The sequence below is a fragment of the Micromonospora sp. NPDC005172 genome, assembly GCF_040608555.1.
Taxonomy (GTDB): Bacteria; Actinomycetota; Actinomycetes; order Mycobacteriales; family Micromonosporaceae; genus Micromonospora.
The window spans coordinates 49620-68037 of the sequence record NZ_JBEXIL010000019.1 but is presented as its reverse complement, the minus strand read 5'-3'; the positions used below and the strand labels follow the sequence as shown (position 1 = coordinate 68037).

At 72.5% G+C, this 18418-nt stretch carries 18 protein-coding genes; 10 read left to right on the top strand and 8 right to left on the bottom strand.

What is annotated here, in order from left to right; all coding sequences use genetic code 11:
* Positions 1-12: 12 nt before the first annotated feature.
* On the bottom strand, positions 13-825 hold the full coding sequence (locus ABZV06_RS15845; RefSeq protein WP_355622008.1) for an SGNH/GDSL hydrolase family protein: 813 nt from the start codon (positions 823-825) through the stop codon (positions 13-15).
* Entirely contained in the window at positions 822-1871 is a 1050-nt protein-coding gene (locus ABZV06_RS15840; protein WP_355239575.1) for an SGNH/GDSL hydrolase family protein, read from the bottom strand. The genes ABZV06_RS15845 and ABZV06_RS15840 overlap by 4 nt, the downstream gene beginning before the upstream one ends.
* Positions 1872-2021: 150 nt before the next feature.
* On the opposite strand from ABZV06_RS15840, the gene ABZV06_RS15835 reads away from it, so the two are divergent.
* Entirely contained in the window at positions 2022-2378 is a 357-nt protein-coding gene (locus ABZV06_RS15835; protein WP_355622005.1) for a YkvA family protein, read from the top strand.
* Between the two features lie 72 nt (positions 2379-2450).
* Positions 2451-3821: a cystathionine beta-synthase gene (locus tag ABZV06_RS15830; protein ID WP_355239580.1), complete on the top strand. Its 1371-nt coding sequence runs from the start codon at positions 2451-2453 to the stop codon at positions 3819-3821.
* Between the two features lie 286 nt (positions 3822-4107).
* Here the strand turns inward: ABZV06_RS15830 and ABZV06_RS15825 are convergent, their stop codons facing one another.
* The 4 genes from ABZV06_RS15825 to ABZV06_RS15810 form a co-directional block, all read right to left on the bottom strand.
* Positions 4108-4617 (bottom strand): GNAT family N-acetyltransferase, encoded by a 510-nt coding sequence (locus ABZV06_RS15825; protein WP_355239582.1) that lies wholly within the window; start codon positions 4615-4617, stop codon positions 4108-4110.
* On the bottom strand, positions 4614-5543 hold the full coding sequence (locus ABZV06_RS15820; protein WP_355622002.1) for a ribonuclease Z: 930 nt from the start codon (positions 5541-5543) through the stop codon (positions 4614-4616). Before ABZV06_RS15820 ends, ABZV06_RS15825 begins: the two co-directional genes overlap by 4 nt.
* A gap of 367 nt (positions 5544-5910) precedes the next feature.
* A complete protein-coding gene (gene msrA / locus ABZV06_RS15815; protein WP_355621999.1) occupies positions 5911-6573 on the bottom strand; it encodes a peptide-methionine (S)-S-oxide reductase MsrA in 663 nt (220 codons plus the stop codon).
* A gap of 74 nt (positions 6574-6647) precedes the next feature.
* Positions 6648-7070 (bottom strand): HIT family protein, encoded by a 423-nt coding sequence (locus ABZV06_RS15810; protein ID WP_355239591.1) that lies wholly within the window; start codon positions 7068-7070, stop codon positions 6648-6650.
* 102 nt (positions 7071-7172) lie between these two features.
* Here ABZV06_RS15810 and ABZV06_RS15805 point away from each other — a divergent pair, with 102 nt between their 5' ends.
* From ABZV06_RS15805 to ilvA, 5 genes are all read left to right on the top strand, one after another.
* Positions 7173-8225 (top strand): hypothetical protein, encoded by a 1053-nt coding sequence (locus ABZV06_RS15805; RefSeq protein ID WP_355621996.1) that lies wholly within the window; start codon positions 7173-7175, stop codon positions 8223-8225.
* A gap of 113 nt (positions 8226-8338) precedes the next feature.
* Entirely contained in the window at positions 8339-9481 is a 1143-nt protein-coding gene (locus tag ABZV06_RS15800) for a cystathionine gamma-synthase (protein WP_355621993.1), read from the top strand.
* A gap of 30 nt (positions 9482-9511) precedes the next feature.
* Entirely contained in the window at positions 9512-10903 is a 1392-nt protein-coding gene (locus ABZV06_RS15795) for an amidase family protein (protein ID WP_355239824.1), read from the top strand.
* 47 nt (positions 10904-10950) lie between these two features.
* Positions 10951-11883 (top strand): DUF4328 domain-containing protein, encoded by a 933-nt coding sequence (locus tag ABZV06_RS15790; protein WP_355621990.1) that lies wholly within the window; start codon positions 10951-10953, stop codon positions 11881-11883.
* Entirely contained in the window at positions 11880-13100 is a 1221-nt protein-coding gene (ilvA, locus tag ABZV06_RS15785; RefSeq protein ID WP_355621987.1) for a threonine ammonia-lyase, read from the top strand. The genes ABZV06_RS15790 and ilvA overlap by 4 nt, the downstream gene beginning before the upstream one ends.
* 48 nt (positions 13101-13148) lie before the next feature.
* Here ilvA and greA read toward each other — a convergent pair whose 3' ends face one another.
* Together greA and ABZV06_RS15775 are read right to left on the bottom strand one after the other, a co-directional pair.
* Positions 13149-13646: a transcription elongation factor GreA gene (gene greA, locus ABZV06_RS15780; protein WP_355239606.1), complete on the bottom strand. Its 498-nt coding sequence runs from the start codon at positions 13644-13646 to the stop codon at positions 13149-13151.
* A 167-nt stretch (positions 13647-13813) separates the two neighbouring features.
* Positions 13814-14254: a DUF4307 domain-containing protein gene (locus ABZV06_RS15775; protein ID WP_355621984.1), complete on the bottom strand. Its 441-nt coding sequence runs from the start codon at positions 14252-14254 to the stop codon at positions 13814-13816.
* 201 nt (positions 14255-14455) lie between these two features.
* On the opposite strand from ABZV06_RS15775, the gene mca reads away from it, so the two are divergent.
* The 3 genes from mca (at position 14456) to ABZV06_RS15760 (ending at position 18389) form a co-directional block, all read left to right on the top strand.
* Positions 14456-15337, top strand: a complete 882-nt coding sequence (gene mca, locus ABZV06_RS15770) for a mycothiol conjugate amidase Mca (protein ID WP_355239612.1) — start codon at positions 14456-14458, stop codon at positions 15335-15337.
* A gap of 48 nt (positions 15338-15385) precedes the next feature.
* Positions 15386-15679, top strand: a complete 294-nt coding sequence (locus tag ABZV06_RS15765; RefSeq protein WP_355239615.1) for a hypothetical protein — start codon at positions 15386-15388, stop codon at positions 15677-15679.
* Positions 15680-15908: 229 nt separating this feature from the next.
* Positions 15909-18389, top strand: coding sequence for a bifunctional diguanylate cyclase/phosphodiesterase (locus ABZV06_RS15760; protein WP_355239827.1), 2481 nt, complete (start codon positions 15909-15911; stop codon positions 18387-18389).
* Positions 18390-18418: the final 29 nt, after the last annotated feature.

The window sequence follows — 18418 nt, the reverse complement described above, 5'->3', positions numbered from 1 at the left end:
GCCGGGCGTGCGTCACCGCCGGGAGGCGACCGCCGCGGCGGCCACGACTGCCGGCAGCAGGGCGTGCGCCCATACCCGGTAGCCGTCGGCCGACGGGTGGAAGCCGTCGTGGCACAGCGTGCCCGCGTCGGCCCGGAACACCGGCCCGGTCTCGGTGGCCAGGTCGACCACCGTCCCGCCCGCCTCCAGCACCGCCGTGGTCTGCGCGCGGGCCATCCTCCGGCCGGACCAGCCGACGAGTTGACGCAGCGGTGGCGCGATGGCGCGTACGGCCCCGAGGTCGGGGCAGGTGCCCACCACCACCTCGACGCGTGCCTCCCGCAGCCGGTGCACCGCCGCGGCCAGATAGGCGGATGCGTCACCGGGCCGGCGCAGCCCGGTGGCGTCGTTCGCGCCGATCAGGATCAGCGCCACGTCGGGCCGCTCGCCGAGCAGCGCCCGGGCGACCTGGGTGGTCAGATCCGTCGAGCGGGACCCCGAGACGCCGACGCTGGACAGGTGCACCCGCCGGCCGGACGGACCCTCGGCGAGGAGATTGGCCAACTGCCCACCGATGGTGTCGTCGAGGCGGTCGACGCCCACACCCAGTGCCGACGAGTCACCGAGCAGCACCAGGCGCAGCGGTGCGGCATCGGCCCCGCCGATCGTGGCGCGCAGCGCAAGCCCCAGTTCCGGCTGGGCGTAGCGCCGGTGGCGCGCGACGAACGCCTCGCCCGCAAGGACGGCGGCGCTGCCAACAGTGCCGGCCAGCAGCGAGAGCGCCGCCGCCCGACCCAGGCGGCCGGGGAGGCCGGCTGTCACGTCCCGCTCGCTGCGCTGGTTCATGCCAGTCCCTCCACTGTCGAGGTGTCCGCGGGGCCTGGCTGCGGCACCGCGTGCACACCGAAGAACGCCCGGCGACGCAGCTGCGCCCACCGGCCGGCCGGACCCCGGTCGCGGCCCCGGACCTGGGTGCCGCTGACCTCGGTGCCGGCGTGCCGGGCCGCCTCCTGCGCGGCCTCTGGCAGCGACCGTACGCCCTCGCCCCGCGCCGGTGCGACCCGTCGTTCCTGCCCCGCGCCGAGCGCGGACAACATCGTCGGCAGCAGGGCGGCGGCGGCCATCGCGTACCCCTCAGCGGAGGGGTGGAACCGGTCCCAGGCGAACATCCGCAGCGGCTCGGCCGCGAACCGTGGGCCGAGCAGGTCGCCCAGGGACACCGTCCAGCCGCCCGCCTCGACCACGGCCACCGTCTGGGCGGCGGCGAGCTGGCGACTCCACCGGTGCGCCAGCCAGCGCAGCGGCGGCTGGATGGGTCGGATCGCGCCGAGGTCGGGGCAGGTGCCGACGACCACCTCGCAGCCGGCGTCGCGCAGCGAGCGGACCGCCTCGACCAGGTAGCGCACGGCCAGGCCGCGCGGGGTGCGGTTGGTGATGTCATTGCCGCCGATCAGGATCACCGCGATGTCCGGGGCGCATTCCAGCGCCGCCTCCACCTGGTGCCGCAGGGCCGCGGAGATGGCACCGACCACCGCGAACCGGTGCAGCAGCACCGGGCGGTGCAGCCGCCGGGACAGGCCGGTGGCGAGCAGCGCTCCGGGTGTCTCCCGGCGACGGTGCACCCCGTAGCCGGCCGCCGACGAGTCGCCGAGCACGACCATGGTGAGCGCGGGGCCGGGGAACTTCGCGCCGTACAGCCCGTCGCAGCGCGGTGGTGGCGCCTCGGCCATCGGAATGGTGCGACGGGCCTGGCGGGCCTGGCCGAGCAGCACCCCGCCGGTCGCCATCGCGGCCGCCGCCGTGGCGCCCGTGCCGATCGCCGCCAGCCGGGCGATCCGCCAGGCCTGCCGCCAGCGCGGACCAACGGGTACGACAGAACCAGCCACCCCCATATGCCGACATTATCGCGCCGGCCCGACACACCGCTGTCGTCGTCACGGCTCGCGGGTGCCTGGAAACCGACGCGACGGGGTACCTGTCCGGTGGAGGCCGGCGGACTTGCGCCGACCCGCCACGCTGATCCGGCGGAGAGGAGCGCGACGATGGGGAAGACACTGAAGCGCAGCGCGGCGTTCGCGGCCCTGGCGCGGGCGCTGGCGGCGGGGGCACGCGGCGGGCCGTCGCTGGGCACCCGGCTGGCGGCGCTGCCCCGGATGATCCGGGCCACCACCAGGGGGCAGTACGACGGTGGGCTCCGGCTGGCCCTGATGACGGCGGCCACGGCGTACATCGTCTCGCCCATCGACTTCCTGCCGGAGATCCCGCTGGCGATCTTCGGGCTGGCCGACGACGCCGTCATGGTCACCTGGCTGGCGGGCAGCGTGCTCTCCGAGACCGACCGCTTCCTGGAGTGGGAGGCCCGGCGCAGCTCGGTCATCCCCGGGGGTCTGGTGCACTGACGACACGTACGCTGGGCGGCGAGGATACGTCTGCCCGGCCGCCGTCGCCGGCGCCGCAACGAAGGGCACACCGTGCAGTACTACGACAATGTCGTCGACATGATCGGCAACACCCCGCTGGTACGCCTGCGCAACGTCACCGAGGGCATCCAGGCCACCGTGCTCGCCAAGGTCGAGTACGTCAACCCGGGTGGCTCGGTCAAGGACCGGATCGCCCTGCGGATGGTCGAGGACGCCGAGGCCGCCGGTCTGCTCAAGCCGGGCGGGACCATCGTCGAGCCGACCAGCGGCAACACCGGCGTCGGGCTGGCCCTGGTGGCACAGCTCAAGGGTTACCGGTGCGTGTTCGTCTGCCCCGACAAGGTCAGTCAGGACAAGCAGGACGTGCTGCGGGCGTACGGCGCCGAGGTGGTGGTCTGCCCGACTGCGGTCGCCCCGGAGGACCCGCGCTCCTACTACAACGTCTCCGACCGGCTGACCCGCGAGATCCCCGGCGCGTGGAAGCCCAACCAGTACAGCAACCCGGCGAACCCGCGCTCGCACTACGAGACGACCGGCCCGGAGCTGTGGAAGCAGACCGAGGGCGGGCTCACCCACTTCGTGACGGGCGTCGGCACCGGCGGCACGATCTCCGGCATCGGCCGCTATCTCAAGGAGGCGTCCGAGGGTCGGGTTCGCATCGTCGGGGCCGACCCGGAGGGTTCGGTCTACTCCGGCGGCACCGGTCGGCCGTACCTGGTGGAGGGTGTCGGCGAGGACTTCTGGCCGGAGACCTACGACCGCAGTGTCGCCGACGAGATCGTCGAGGTGTCCGACAAGGCGTCGTTCGAGATGACCCGGCGGCTGGCCCGCGAGGAGGGGCTGCTGGTCGGCGGCTCCTGCGGGATGGCCGTGGTGGCCGCCCTGGAGGTCGCGCGCAAGGCCGGCCCGGACGACGTCGTGGTGGTCCTGCTGCCCGATGGTGGGCGGGGCTACCTCTCGAAGATCTTCAACGACTCGTGGATGGCCCGGTACGGCTTCCTCGACAACTCCGGCGCCGAGCCGACGGTGGCCGACGCGCTGGCCAGCAAGCCGGGCGGGCTGCCGGAACTGGTGCACGTGCACCCGACCGAGACGGTCCGCGACGCGATCGACTACATGCGTGAGTACGGCGTCTCGCAGTTGCCGGTGCTCAAGGCCGAGCCGCCGGTCGTGACCGGCGAGGTCGCCGGCTCGATCGCCGAACGGGACCTGCTCGACGCGCTGTTCACCGGCCAGGCCCACCTGCACGACACCATCGAGCGGCACATGGGCGAGCCGTTGCCGATGATCGGTGGCGGCCAGCCGGTCAGCGAGGCCGTGGGCCTGCTGGAGAAGTCCGACGCCGCCCTGGTCCTGGTCGACGGCAAGCCCAAGGGCGTCCTGACGCGCCAGGACCTCCTGTCCCACCTCGGCGCCCACTAGCTGCTTCTACCCCCACCGCGCGTCACCGGGTGCCCACCTGCGGGTGGGCACGGCACCACCTCGTCCTCGTCCTTTGCTCTGCTTCAACCCAGGCAACAAAGACGCCCCGTCACTGTTGCCTCCGTTGAAGCAGAGCAAAGGGCCCGGGTGGGGTGGGCGGGCCCGGGTGAGGGTCGGCCCGGGTGAGGGTGGGCGGGCCTGGGTGGGCGGGCCTGGGTGGGGCGCGGTGGGACGGGTGCCGTCGCGCCGTGCTCAGAGCGGTCGGTCTGCTACCGCGGCGCCGCCCTCAGAGAGGGCGGGTGTAGCGGAGTTGAGGCGTGAGGGCCGCGCCGATGTGCTCCTCGCGTTCCGTGCCCGTCGACGTCCAGCCGCCGCGCTCGTAGAACGAGCGGGCGTGGGCATTCTCCCGCAGCACCCAGAGCGCCGCGTGACGCCAACCCCGGGCACGCATGTCGTCCAGGGCGTCCACCATCAGCGCGCGACCGATGCCCCGGCCCTGCTCGCGTGGGTCAAGGTGGATCGCGTTGAGCAGCCCGGTGGCGGGGTCGTCCTCGTCGTCCGGACCCAGGTAGCTGAAGCCCACCAGCGTCCCTGCCCGCTCGGCCACGGTCAGCCGGTGGTCGTCGCGCTCCCAACGCCACCGCTCGGCCCAGTACCGCCCCATCGCCTCACCGGTCGGCTCGGCCAGCGCCTCGGCCGGCAGGAACGACGAGTACGCGGCGACCCGGGAGCGCTGGTGCAGGGCACCGACCCCCATCAGGTCCTGATCGCTGGCGGGGCGGAGCGTGACGGTCACCCGGCCGAGGCTACCCGGCGCGGCGGGACCTGCACGGTGGTCAGATCCTCGGCGACGACCAGATCACCGTCGAAGTGCGCGCGGGCCTCGTCGAAGAACCGGCGCGGGTCGGGGTAGCGCTGCGAGAAGTGCGTCAGCACCAGCGTTCGTACCCCCGATTCGGTCGCCACCCGCGCGGCCTGCGCCGCCGTCAGGTGGCCGACCTCGGCGGCCAACGCGGCCTCCGACTCCAGGAACGTCGACTCGATGACCAGCAGGTCGGCGTGCTCGGCCAGGGCGTACACGCCGTCGCAGAGGCCGGTGTCCATCACGAAGGCGAACCGCTGCCCCGGTCGGGGCACGCTCACCTCGTCCCGGGTGACGCGACGCCCGTCGAGGTCCAGGTGCCCGACGCGGATCAGCTCCCCGACGGCCGGACCGGCGATGCCGTACGCGGCCAGCTTCTCCGGCAGCATCCGGCAGCCGTCCGGCTCTACGAGCCGATAGCCGTACGTCTCGACGGGATGTCGCAGCCGGCGGGCCTCCAGCGTGCCGCAGCTCAAGGCGATCCGTTGGCCGTCGGTCTCGATCGGGGTGACCGCCAGCTCCGCGGTCTCGTAGAAGGAGGTGGCGTGCCGCAGTCGGGCGAAGTACTCGGCGCCGCCTGCGGGGAAGTGCACGGCGACCGGACGTGACACCCGGTCCAGCGAGAGTCGCTGGATGGTGCCGGGCAGGCCGAGGCAGTGGTCGCCGTGGAAGTGCGTCACACAGATCCGGGTCAGGTCGGTGGCGGTGACCGTGGTGTGCAGGAGTTGGCGCTGACTGCCCTCGCCGGGGTCGAAGAGGATCACCTCGTCGTCCCAGCGCAGCACGTAACCGTTGTGGTTGCGCTGCCGGGTGGGCGTCTGGCTGGCCGTCCCGAGAATCACCAGCTCGCGCATCGACACGCTGATCTCCCGCGGATATGAAGCGACCCCCGGGGCGCTCCACGCTGTCGCGTGGGCCGGCTGGACTATGCCGGCACCCCGGGGGTCGGGTGGCTGTCGTGGATTCGCCGTACCGCTGCCACACGGTCTCGACGGTCGTACTGGTTGCCCGCCTCGCGGCGGACGGTTCACTGTCGAGGACAGCGGCTAGCGGACAGCCACCTCACGAGTCCGATTGCTATACAAGTCTGGACCACCTCCTTTCACGTGTACTGCCACGCTATCCAGTACCCGCGGGCTCGGCAACGGATTTCGATCACAGGGCCGAACGGGAATGCCCGGCCGCCATGTCGGCGGCCGGGCATCGCGCTCCAGCAGGTGGACGGGGTCAGCCTGCGGTACGGGCCACGCCGACCGGGCAGCTCAGCCCGTTCGGGCCGTGGTTGCAGTACCCGTTCGGGTTCTTGGTCGGTGCCAGGTACTGCTGGTGATAGTCCTCGGCGAGGAAATAGCTGCCGAGCGGGGCGATCTCGGTGGTGATCTCACCCTTGCCGGCCCGGGTCACGATCGGCTGGAAGGCGTCCCGGGACGACTCCGCGATCGCCCGCTGCTCGTCGGTGGTCGTGTAGATCGCCGACCGGTACTGGCTGCCCACGTCGTTGCCCTGGCGCATGCCCTGGGTCGGGTCGTGGTTCTCCCAGAAGACCTTCAGCAGGTCCTCGTACGTGATCTTGCTGGGGTCGTACACCACCTGGACGACCTCGGCGTGCCCGGTCCGGCCGGAACACGTCTCCTCGTACGTCGGGTTGGTGGTGAAGCCGCCCGCGTAGCCGGCGGAGGTCGTGTACACGCCGGGCAGCGTCCAGAACAGCCGCTCGGCGCCCCAGAAACAGCCCATGCCGAAGACGGCGACCTGAAGGCCCTCCGGGAACGGGCCCTTCAGCGGGGTGCCCAGCACCTCGTGGCGGTCGGCGACCGGCATCGCGATCGGCCGGCCCGGCAGGGCCTGCTCGGGCGAAATCATCTCGGCGTTCATACGGCGCAGGAACACGGTGGGACTCCTCTCATGCCTCTGCCAGCGTGTAACACCGGTGAGTCGTGCTTCCTTACCCGCGCCGCTGTGACTCAGGCCCCGCTGCCGAGGGCGGCGGCGACCCGGTCGGCGTAGGTCTGTGCCTCGGTGTCGTCGGTGTACCGAGTGCGCGGCCAGAAGAAGCCCCGCAGCCCGTCACCCTTGGTGCGGGGGACCACGTGGGTGTGCAGGTGCGGAACGGACTGGGACACCCTGTTGTTCATCGCCACGAACGTCCCACCGGCACCCAGACCGGCCTCTACCGCCACCGCCAGTCGCTGGACCAGCGCGAAGTAGCCGGGCAGCAGGTCGGCCGGCAGTTCGGCAAGGGTGACCAGGTGCGTCCTCGGCACCACCAGTACGTGCCCCGCGAAGACCGGACGGGTGTCCAGGAACGCCACCCCGTCCGGCTCGTCGGCGACCCGGAACGCCGGAACCTCACCCGCCACGATCCCGCAGAACACGCACCCGTTCATCGCGCCAGGCTATAGCCCCGATCTGCCGGAACGTGCCCCCCACGCACGCATCGACTGTGGTACTCATTGACGCGTCTGGATCAAAACATGGGGGGAACGCACGTGTACATCAAGAGAGGCACGACCCTGGCGCTGGCGACACTGGCCGCCGCCGGGCTGCTCACCGCCGGTCTCCCGGGCCCCGCTCAGGCCGCCGCCACGCCGACGGCCACCCCGCTGTCGCTGCCGGCGGTGTCCGACGTGGTCTCGGCTGGTGATCGGGTCTTCGTCAGCGGTGGCCCCTCGTCGACCGACGTCGTGGTGGCCAGCGCGACGGGCGCGGTCGTCGGCACCCTGTCCGGCCTGCCCGGTCCGTCCGACCTGGTGCTCAGCGGTGACCGGCAGACCCTCTACGTGGCGCTGCCCACCGCCAATGCCATCGCCGCCTTCGACACCGGCACGCTCGTCGAGTCGGCCCGGTACGACACCGGCGCGGGCGCGTGCCCGTCGTCGCTGGCGTTGACCGGGCGCTACCTGTGGTTCGGGTACGGCTGTGGCGGTTGGGACGGCAACATCGGCCGGATCGACCTGGGCCGCCAGCCGGCTCGCGTGACCACCGGCCTGGACACCGGCAGCGGCTTCTACGGTGCTCCGCTGCTGACCGCCGCCAGCCAGAACCGTTCGGTGCTGCTGGCCGGGCAGCCGGGTCTGAGCCCCGCCTCGGTCTACACGTACACCATCGGCGCGGGGGGCGTGCTGAGCGCGCCGGGCACCAACGAGTTCATGGCGATCGGCAGCAACCTGCGCGACATCGCCCTCGACCCGACCGGCGCCACCGTGTTCACCGCGTCCGGCGCCCCGTACGAGGTGCAGGCGTTCCCGTTCGCGGACATCACCACGCCCTCGGCGACCTACCCCACCGGTGCGTACCCCAATGCTGTCGAGGTCTCGCGCGACGGCACCCGGGTCGCCGGCGGTGCCGACGCCTCCTACGACCCGGACGTGTTCGTCTTCACCACGGCCGGCACCGAGGTGGCCCACTTCGAGCTGGGCGACGACCTCAGCTCCGGCGCGCTGGCCTGGGCGCCGAACGGCGCCCGGCTCTACGCGGTCTCCTACGACTGGACCGGCGCCCACCCGGTCACCCTGCACGTCCTGCCCGTCCCGGCCGGCTGAGAGCCCTCGACGACCCCGAACCGGAGCGCGGGGGTCGGACCGATCGGTCCGGCCCCCGCCCGGAGCACGGGTTCCGTTCCAGGCCGCCGCGACGGGGCACTAGCCTCACCAGAATGAGTCACGGCTTCGAGACGCTCGCCATTCACGCCGGTCAGGACCCTGAGGCCCGCACCGGCGCGGTGATCCCGCCGATCTACCAGACCAGCACGTACGCCCAGGACGCCGTCGGCGCGCCCCGGCTCGGCTACGAGTACAGCCGCTCCGGCAACCCGACCCGCGATGCCCTCCAGGAGTGCCTGGCCGCGTTGGAGGGCGGGCCGGTGGGTCTCGCCTTCGCCAGTGGTCTGGCCGCGGAGGACACCCTGCTGCGGGCGGTCTGCCAGCCGGGCGACCACGTGATCATCCCGGACGATGCGTACGGCGGCACCTATCGACTCTTCGCCCGCGTGGCCCAGCGCTGGGGTCTGGAGTTCACGCCGGCCAAGGTCTCCGACGCGGCAGCGGTCCGGGCTGCCGTGCAGCCCGGTCGGACGAAGATCATCTGGGTGGAGACGCCGACGAACCCGCTGCTCGGCATCGCCGACCTCGCGGTCCTGGCCGCTGTGGCGCACGACGCCGGTGCGCTGCTCGTGGTCGACAACACCTTCGCCTCGCCGTACCTCCAGCAGCCGATCGCCTTCGGCGCGGACGTGGTGGTGCACTCCACCACCAAGTACGTCGGCGGCCACTCCGACGTGGTCGGGGGCGCGCTCGTCGTCGCCGACGCGGCGCTCGGCGAGGAACTGCGGTACCACCAGAACGCGATGGGCGCGATCAACGGCCCGTTCGACGCCTGGCTCACCCTGCGCGGCATCAAGACCCTCGGGGTACGCATGGACCGGCACTGCGACAACGCCGAGCGCCTCGCCGCGTACCTCGACGGGCACGCCAAGGTGTCCGAGGTGATCTATCCCGGGCTGCCTTCGCACCCTGGTCACGAGGTGGCGGCCAAGCAGATGCGCCGTTTCGGCGGCATGATCTCGTTCCGTGCCTCGGGAGGTGAGGAGCACGCCGTGGAGATCTGCAACCGGGCCAAGCTCTTCGTGCTCGCCGAGTCGCTGGGCGGTGTCGAGTCGCTTATCGAACACCCGGGTCGGATGACACACGCAAGTGCTGCCGGCTCGCCGCTTGAAGTTCCCGGCGATCTCGTGCGACTGTCTGTCGGCATCGAGACGGTCGACGACCTGCTCGCCGATCTGGAGCAGGCGCTGGGCTGACCGCTGGGGAGGACGGCCGTGCAGGACATCATGGCGACCTGGGTCGGGGCGACCGCCAAGCAGATCGCCCGGGGCGTACGTCGGGGTGACGTCTCGGCCACCCAGGTCGTTGCCGACCACCTCGAGTACATCGCCTCGGCCGACCGCGAACTGGCCGCGTTCCGCGCCGTTCGCGGCGGCGAGGCGATCACCGAGGCGGAGAAGGTCGACGAGCAGGAGGACCTCGCCAACCTCCCCCTGGCCGGGGTGCCGGTGGCGGTCAAGGAGAACACCCCGGTCGCCGGCCTGCCGACCTGGAACGGGTCGGCCGCCGCACGGACCGACGTCGCCGAGGCCGACCACGAGGTGGTCCGCCGGCTGCGCGGCGCGGGCGCGGTGATCCTCGGGGTCACCCGGATGCCCGAGCTGGGGCTGTGGGCACTCACCGACGACGAGAGCGCGGTGACCCGCAACCCGTGGGACAACACGCGTACCCCCGGAGGATCTTCGGGCGGTGCCGCCGCCGCGGTCGCGGCCGGCCTGGTGCCGATCGCGCACGGCAACGACGGCCTCGGCTCGATCCGCATCCCGGCGGCCTGCTGCGGCCTGGTCGGCCTCAAGCCCGGCCGCGGTGTGGTGCCCTGTCAGCTCGGCGCTGACGACTGGTTCGGCCTCACCGAGCACGGGATGCTCACCAGCACGGTCGCGGACGCCGCTGTCGGTTTCTCGGTGCTCGCCGGTCGACGCCCGGAGAAGCTGGTGCCGCCGCAGCGGCTGCGGGTGGGCGTCTCGCTGCGCTCGCCGGTGCGCGGAGTCGCGCCGGACGCGCCCAACCGGGACGCGGTGGCCGCCGCCGGCCGACTGCTCGCCGCCGCCGGCCACGACACCGTACCGGCCGATCCGGTCTACCCCACGGCTCTGGGCCTCCAGGGCCTCGCCACCTGGTTCGCCGCTGCCGCCGCCGACGTCCGGGCCGCCGGGCTGGACCGGCGCGGCCTGCAGCGTCGTACCCGGCGGCACGTCACGCTCGGCGAGTGGGCGCAGCGCCGCGGCTACGTCCGGGAGGCCGACCGGGCCGCCTGGCGACAGCGGTCGGTCGACTTCTTCACCGACCACTCGGTCGACCTGCTGCTCACGCCCGCCCTGGCGAGCGCGCCGCCGGAGGCCGGCCGCTGGTCCGAGCGGTCCTGGCGCGCGAACCTGTCGGCCAACATCAGGTACGCCCCGTACGCCGCGCCGTGGAACGTCGCCGGCCTGCCGGCGATCGTGGTGCCGGTGGGCCGCCGCCCGGACGGCCTGCCGGTCGCCGTGCAGCTCGTCGGCCCGCCCGGCTCGGAGTTGCTGCTGCTCGGCGTGGCCGGTCAGTTCGAGATGACCGCCCCGTGGTCGCGCCACGCCCCCGGTTATCCCCTCGTCGGCACGGGGTCGCCGGCCAGCGCATGATCGTCTAGCGTGTGCGCGCACCGTCGCGCGAACCACGAGGGACACGAATGCGCTGCCAGACCTGCGGGGACGCGCCGTCCTCCGAGCACAACGAATGTCCGCGCTGCCACACGCCGCTCGGGCAGCCGGCGGTCACGCCGGGGCTGCCGACCTACCGGGTACGGGGGATCGGGCTGGCGGCCAACGTCGCTGTCGGCGCGACCGCCGTGCTCTATCTGCTGGTGGCGCTGTCGCCGGTGATCGGGATGATGCTGGCCCGGCGGGCCAAGGCCGACGACGACCCGGAGCTGCTCCTCGCAGCGGTGCTCGTCGAGGTGGTGGCGGGGCTGGCCATGACGGTGGTCTACCTCACCGCCGCCGTCCTGGTGATCATCTGGACGTGGCGGGCACGCAAGAACACCGACGCCTTCCCCGGTGCGCTGCCCACACTCGGAGCGGGCTGGGCGATCGCCGGCTGGCTGGTGCCGTTCGCGAACTTCGTGGTGCCGGCCCGGGTCGTGGCGGGCGTGGCGCGGGACAGCCTCTGGCGGCGGTTCACGCCGACCCTCGTGAGCGTCTGGTGGTGCTCCTGGCTGGTGTTCAGCGTCGGTGAGAGGCTGAGCAGCCGCGTCGGCGACAAGGCGTACGAGAAGCTGCCGGAGACCCCGTTCAACGACGTCGGCTACCAGGCGTACGTCGACCATTACCGGGACTCCCTGCTCCGCAACACGCTGCCCGCGCTGGGCTGCGTGATCGCGGCGGTGACGCTGATCCTGCTGATCCACCGGATCTCCGCAGCGCAGGAGGCCCGGATCGCCCGCGCTGCCCCGGCGTGGCCGACCGCGCCGGTCTGGCCGGCGCAAGCATGGCCGCCGGCCCCGCCGCCCGTCCCGGCCCCGACCGCTGCCGCCGCCCCGGAGGCGCCGGGAGCCGCGCCCGCGTCGTTCACCCCGGTGTCGCCGCCGAGGGTGCCGGGGTCGGGTGGCACGATCGGGGCATGACGGAACTGGTCGGCCTCGACGACGTACGGGCTGCGCGGAAACTGCTCGCCGACGTCGTCCGGACCACCCCGCTGGAGCCCTCCCGACCGCTGAGCGCGGCGCTGGGCGGGCCGGTCTGGCTCAAGTGCGAGAACGTGCAGCGCGCCGGCTCGTACAAGGTGCGTGGTGCGTACGTGCGGATCTCGCGGCTGTCGGCGGCGGAGCGCGAGCGCGGTGTGGTCGCGGCGAGCGCCGGGAATCACGCCCAGGGCGTGGCTCTCGCCGCCGGGCTGGTCGGCACGCACGCGACGGTGTTCATGCCGGTCAACGCGCCGCTGCCGAAGGTCGCCGCCACCAAGGGGTACGGCGCGCAGGTCGAGTTGGCCGGTAACACGGTCGACGAGTCGCTGGTGGCCGCTCAGACGTACGCCGAGCTGACCGGTGCGGTGCTCATCCACCCGTTCGACCACGCGGACGTGATCGCCGGGCAGGGCACGGTGGCGCTGGAGATCCTCGACCAGTGTCCGGACGTGCGGACGATCATCACGGGGGTGGGCGGCGGTGGCCTGATCTCGGGCATGGCGGTGGCCGCCAAGGCACTGCGCCCGGACGTACGCATCGTCGGTGTGCAGGCTGCGGGCGCGGCGGCCTTCCCGCCCTCCCTGGAGGCCGGGGAGCCGGTCCGGCTGCCCGCGTTCGCCACCATCGCGGACGGTATCGCGGTCGGACGGCCGGGGGAGATCACCTTCAACCATGTCCGCAAGCTGGTCGACGAGATCGTCACGGTCTCCGAGGAGGACATCTCGCGGGCCCTGCTGATGCTGCTGGAGCGCGGCAAGCAGGTCGTCGAGCCGGCCGGGGCGGTCGGCGTGGCCGCGCTCCTGGCCGGCGTGGTGGAGGTGGAGACGCCGGTGGTGGCGGTGCTCTCCGGCGGCAACATCGACCCACTGCTGATGATGCGGGTGATCGAGCACGGTCTGGCCGCCGCCGGCCGCTACCTGCGCGTGACCGTCCGCTGCTCGGACCGGCCCGGGCAGCTCGCCTCACTGCTGAGCCAGATCGCCGAGCACCGGGCCAACGTGGTGGACGTGGAACACCAGCGGGCCAACCCGCACCTCGGCCTCGGCGAGGTGGAGGTGGCGCTGTCGGTGGAGACCCGCGGTGTGGAGCACTCCGACACGCTGATCAGCGCGCTGCGGGCCAGTGGTTACCAGGTGGTCTTCGCCGCCGAGGCGTGACGGTGGTGTCCCGCCCCGGCGGCGTTACACCGTGGGGGGAGTTGGCGCTCAGCCGGAGAACGGCTCGAAGCTGACCACTGTCACCTTGATGTCGGCGCCGCTGGGTGCCGTGTAGGTGCAGGTCTGGCCTGCGCGGCCACCCAGGATCGCCTTGCCCAGGGCCGACTCGGGGCTGTAAACGGTCAGGTCGGTGGTGGCGGCGATCTCCCGCGAGCCGAGCAGGAAGGTCTCGGTGTCGTCGGTGTCGTCGTCGAAGTAGATCGTCACGACCATGCCGGGCGACACCTCGTCCGCCGTCGGCGCCTCGCCGACCTTCGCGGTGCGCAGCAGCTCCTGCAGGTAGCGGATGCGACCCTCGGCCTTGCCCTGCTCCTCACGGGCGGCGTGGTAGCCGCCGTTCTCGCGCAGGTCGCCCTCCTCGCGGCGAGCGTTGATCTCGGCCGCGATCGCCGGTCGGTTGGCGATGTGCTCGTCGAGCTCTGCCTGGAGGCGGTCGTACGCGTCCTGGGACAGCCAGGTGGCGGGCGCCTCGTTGCCAGTGGACACAGGCGTTCTCCTCGGTTGTGCGTGGCTGGCTGACAGGTGAACTACCAAGTTACCAGTGCGGTACGACACAGCGTGTCGGCGATCACCGGCGGTGTCCGGATCCGGCACTCCGCGTCGCCAGCGCGCGGTGGTCGTCCGCCACCGCCGTGTAAGGGCGTTTCAGCAGCTCAGGCGGGAGGCCGACAACGCAGCACCTCACCGATGAACGGTCGGGCGCTGGTGCCCAGCCGGTGCCGGGCGCTGACGTGCCGGTCGCCGGGGGAGGCGGTGACAGTGACCTCGTCGCGGGCCACCTCGACGCCCGCGCGATCCCGGGCGCGCAGGACACAGATCGCCGAGCCGCCCTCCGGCACCCGTACCCGGAAGTCGACCACCACCTGACTGTCCGTGATGTCGGTGTAGGTGATCACCTGGGCGTCGTAGAGCGGGTCGCCGTACTGGCGGTACAGCCGCAGCGAGATCAGACTCAGCCCCACCACCAGTACCAGGAGCACCAGCGCGGCCAGCAGCGTACGGCGACGGGCGTCACCGGGCGCACGGCGGCGGCCGTAGCGTCCGGCCGGGAAAACCGGCGCGCCCGGTGAAATTGTGGCGTGCGTCTCGGTCACCGGCGGGTATCTCCTGGCGTTGTTGTCGGCGGCATCGGCAAGAATGGCAGGAGTCCATCCTCCCAGCCCGGCCGAGAGCCAGGAATGGCAGGTCGGGTCCCGCAGGTGCCGAGCGGCCGCGGGGCGTGGGGGAATACCGGCAGGTCAGCCGGTCGAGCCCGGTCGGGTCCACCGGCCGGCACACACGAGGAGCGCCGAAAGTTGGCAGAGCAGCTGCGTCTCATGGCCGTCCACGCGCACCCGGACGACGAGTCGAGCAAGGGTGCGGCGACCATGGCGAAGTACGTCGCCCAGGGGGTCGACGTGCTGGTGGTGACGTGCACCGGCGGTGAGCGCGGCAGCGTGCTCAACCCCAAGCTCGACCGGCCCGACGTGTGGGCCAACATCGCGGACATCCGGCGCGCCGAGATGGACGCCGCGCGGGCGATCCTCGGCGTCGACCAGGCCTGGCTCGGGTTCGTCGACTCCGGCCTGCCCGAGGGTGATCCGCTGCCGCCGCTCCCCGAGGGCTGCTTCGCCCTCCAGGACGTCGAGGTTGCCGCCGGCCCTCTGGTCCGGTTGATGCGGGAGTTCCGTCCGCACGTGGTGACCACGTACGACGAGGAGGGTGGCTACCCGCACCCCGACCACATCATGTGCCACAAGGTGAGCGTGGCCGCGTTCGAGGCGGCCGGCGACCCGGAGCGCTATCCCGAACTGGGCGAGCCCTGGCAGCCGCTGAAGCTCTACTACGACATCGGCTTCTCCAAGGCCAAGATCATGGCCCTGCACGAGGCGGTGCTCGCCACGGGTGCCGAGTCGCCGTACGAGGAGTGGCTCAAGCGCTGGGACGAGCGCCCGGACAAGGGCCCGCGGATCACCACCCGCGTCGACTGCGCCGAATACTTCCCGGTTCGGGACGACGCGCTGCGCGCCCACGCCACCCAGGTCGACCCGGACGGCTTCTGGTTCCACGTGCCCATGGAGATGCAGCAGCAGGCCTGGCCGACGGAGGATTTCGAGTTGGCGCGCACCATGGTGGAGAGCCCGCTGCCCGAGTCGGACCTCTTCGCCGGAGTGCGGGAGACGGCGCACGCGCGCTGATTCCGGCCGGGGCTACCCTGGTAGGCAATCGCACATCGGAGGAACACCATGCTGACCGCTGCCCAGGTGCTCGCGGAGAACAACTTCGGGGACACCCGCACGGGTGGTCTGGCCGGACCGATGGGCCTCCTCCTCATCCTGCTGCTGGCCGCGGCGACGATCCTGCTGATCCGCAACATGAATGCCCGACTGCGGCGTCTGCCCGACCGGTTCCCGCAGCCGGGTCGGCCGGCCGATCCGACCAGGGCCGACGCTTCAGTCGTCGATCCGACAGACGGGACCGGCACGGATGATTCATCCACGCCCGCTCCCAATGGGCACCAGCAGCAGCGGAACGGGTAGTCCGCCCATGATTCACGCCGAACCGGGTGGTGGACCCCTGTTGCGACCACCCGGTTTGGCTTAGCCTTCCGCCGGGGGACCAAAAGTCCCCGAGCCGTGCGCGGAAGGGGGCGCCGATGACCAGCACAGCACCGGCCGCCCGCCGTACCGTCGTTCGACCGGCTGACGGGAGAGGTCGATGACCTCCGGCCCGGCCGGCGACCCGTTCGACCGGCTCGGGGTGCACGGCATGCCTGCCCGGCTGCGCGTGCTGACCCTCGCGGTCACGGTGACCGCGCTGGTGGCCGCCGTGGTCGGGTTGACCCTTCCGTCCGGCCTGCCGGCCGATGACCCGCTGGGTGGTCCGGCCCGCTTCGGTATCGCCGTCGGCGTCCTGGCCGTGGCCCAACTGGCTCGGCTCCGGTTCCGCGGCGCGGCCGGCATGGTCAGCATCACCTGGGGTGAGGCCGCCCTGATCGTCTGCCTCTACCTCGCTCCGGCCGGCTGGCTGCCGTCGGCCACGCTCCTCGGCACCGGGCTGGCCTGGACGGGGCTGTCCCTGCACAGTGACCGCCGCCCGCCGCTGGAGATCGTCCGGATCGCCGCGTCGCTGGCCGCCGCGTCGGCGCTGGCCGTGACCGTGACCACCGCCCTCGGGCATCCCCTGCTCACCCCGCCGAACCCGATGCTGGCGCTGGCCGTGGTCGCGGGGTCGGTGACGTACCTGATGGTGACGGCCTGGCTCGGTGGGGTCGCCCTGAGCCTGCGGCACGGGCTGCCGGTCGGGCCGCCGCTGCTGGCCGCGCTGCGGGGCAAGCTGCTGATGTTCGTCGGCAACGTGGCGGTCGGTCTGGTGGTGATCGCGCTGCTGGAGCTCGACCCGCGCTGGTTGCTGCTGCTCCCACCGCTGCTCTGGCTGCTGCAACAGACGTACCGCTACCGCCTGCGGGCGGACCAGGAACGCCGGACGTGGCGTGCCTTCGCCGAGGCGACCGCAGCCCTCAACCAGCTCGACGAGCGGGGCGTGGCCAGCGCGGCGGTGACGGGCGCGCTGACGCTGTTCAACGCCGAGCTGGTCGATGTCGACGTGGCCCGGCCGGACGGCAGGTGGCGCCGCTACCGGGGGGACGCCGGGGGGCAGTTGCTCGACCGGGAGGTCGGCCCGCCCGAGCGGTCCGAGCCCGACGAGTACGAGCTGATCCGTCCCCTGTCGGTGGGTGCCGCGCCGGTCGGTCAGCTACGGGTCCGGTTCCCCCGCTCCGCTCCACCGTCGACCCGGGAACGCGACGCCGTGGCCGCGTTCGGGGATGCGCTCGCCGCCGCCCTGCACGACGCGGCGACCCACCGGGAGCTGCGGCTGGTCACCGCCCGATCGTCGTACGAGGCGGTGCACGACCCGCTCACCGGGCTGGCGAACCGCGCGGCGATGCTCGGCAAGGGCGACCAGTCGCTGCGGCAGCTCGCACACGACCACCCGGTGGCGCTGCTGCTGCTGGACATCAACCAGTTCAAGGAAGTCAACGACACCCTCGGGCATGCGGCCGGCGACCAGTTGCTGCGGCTGACCGCCAACCGGCTCAGCGCGCTGACCCGCCCCGGTGACCTGCTCGGCCGGCTCGGAGGCGACGAGTTCGCGCTGCTGCTCACCTCGGTCCCCGTGCTCGGTGACCGGGCCGCGCCGATGGCACACGCGCTGCGTCAGGCCCGCGAGATCGCCGAGCGGCTGGCCGCGCCGACCGAGGTGGCCGGGGTACGGATGTCCATCGAGGTCTCCGTCGGCGTGGTCGTCGCCGACGCCGGCACCGCCGACCTGACCGAGCTGCTGCGCCGCGCGGACATCGCGATGTACCAGGCCAAGGAGGGCGGCGGCAGCGTCGCGGCGTACGACAGCACCCGGGACGCCGCCAGCACCGACCAGTTGGCCCTGCTGGCGGAGCTGCGCGAGGCGTTGAAGGTCGACGACCAGTTGGTGCTGGCGTTGCAGCCGGCGGTCGACCTGGCCACCGGCGCGCCCACCGGCGTGGAGGCGCTGATCCGCTGGCAGCACCCCCGGCGGGGCTGGCTCAACCCGGCCGACTTCATCCGCCCGGTGGAGAACAGCGAGCAGCTCGGCACCTTCACCCGCTATGTGCTCGACAAGGCGCTCGGCGTGGCCGCGAGCTGGGCCCGCGAGGGGCTGGACGTCCCGATCTCGGTCAACCTGTCCGCGCGTAGCCTGCTCGATCCCCGCCTGCCGGCGGAGATCGCCGACGCGCTGCGCCGACACCAGGTGCCACCCCACCGGCTGGTCCTGGAGATCACCGAGACGGTGGTGATGAGCGAGCTGGAGATCATCGACGAGGTGCTCGCCAAGCTCCGGTCGATGGGCGTGCAGCTCGCGGTCGACGACTTCGGCACCGGCTTCTCCTCGTTGACCTTCCTCACCCGGATCGCGGTGGACGAGTTGAAGGTGGACCGCTCCTTCGTGATCCGGATGGCCGACTCGCCGGAGGCCGCGGCGATCGTCCGGACCACCGTCGGGCTCGCCCACGAGTTGGGGCTGCGGGTGGTCGCCGAGGGCGTGGAGACGGCCGAGCAACGGCTGGCCCTGGCCGAGCTGGGCTGTACGTCCGCGCAGGGCTACCACTTCTTCAAGCCCATGCCGGCGGACAAGATCGGCGCGGTGCTGGGTTCGCTGCGCGACTCGGCCGACTCGAACGTCTTCCGCCTGCGCGCCGACGGCGCCTCCTGACCGCCCGGCGCGTCCCGGCCGGGGTGGTT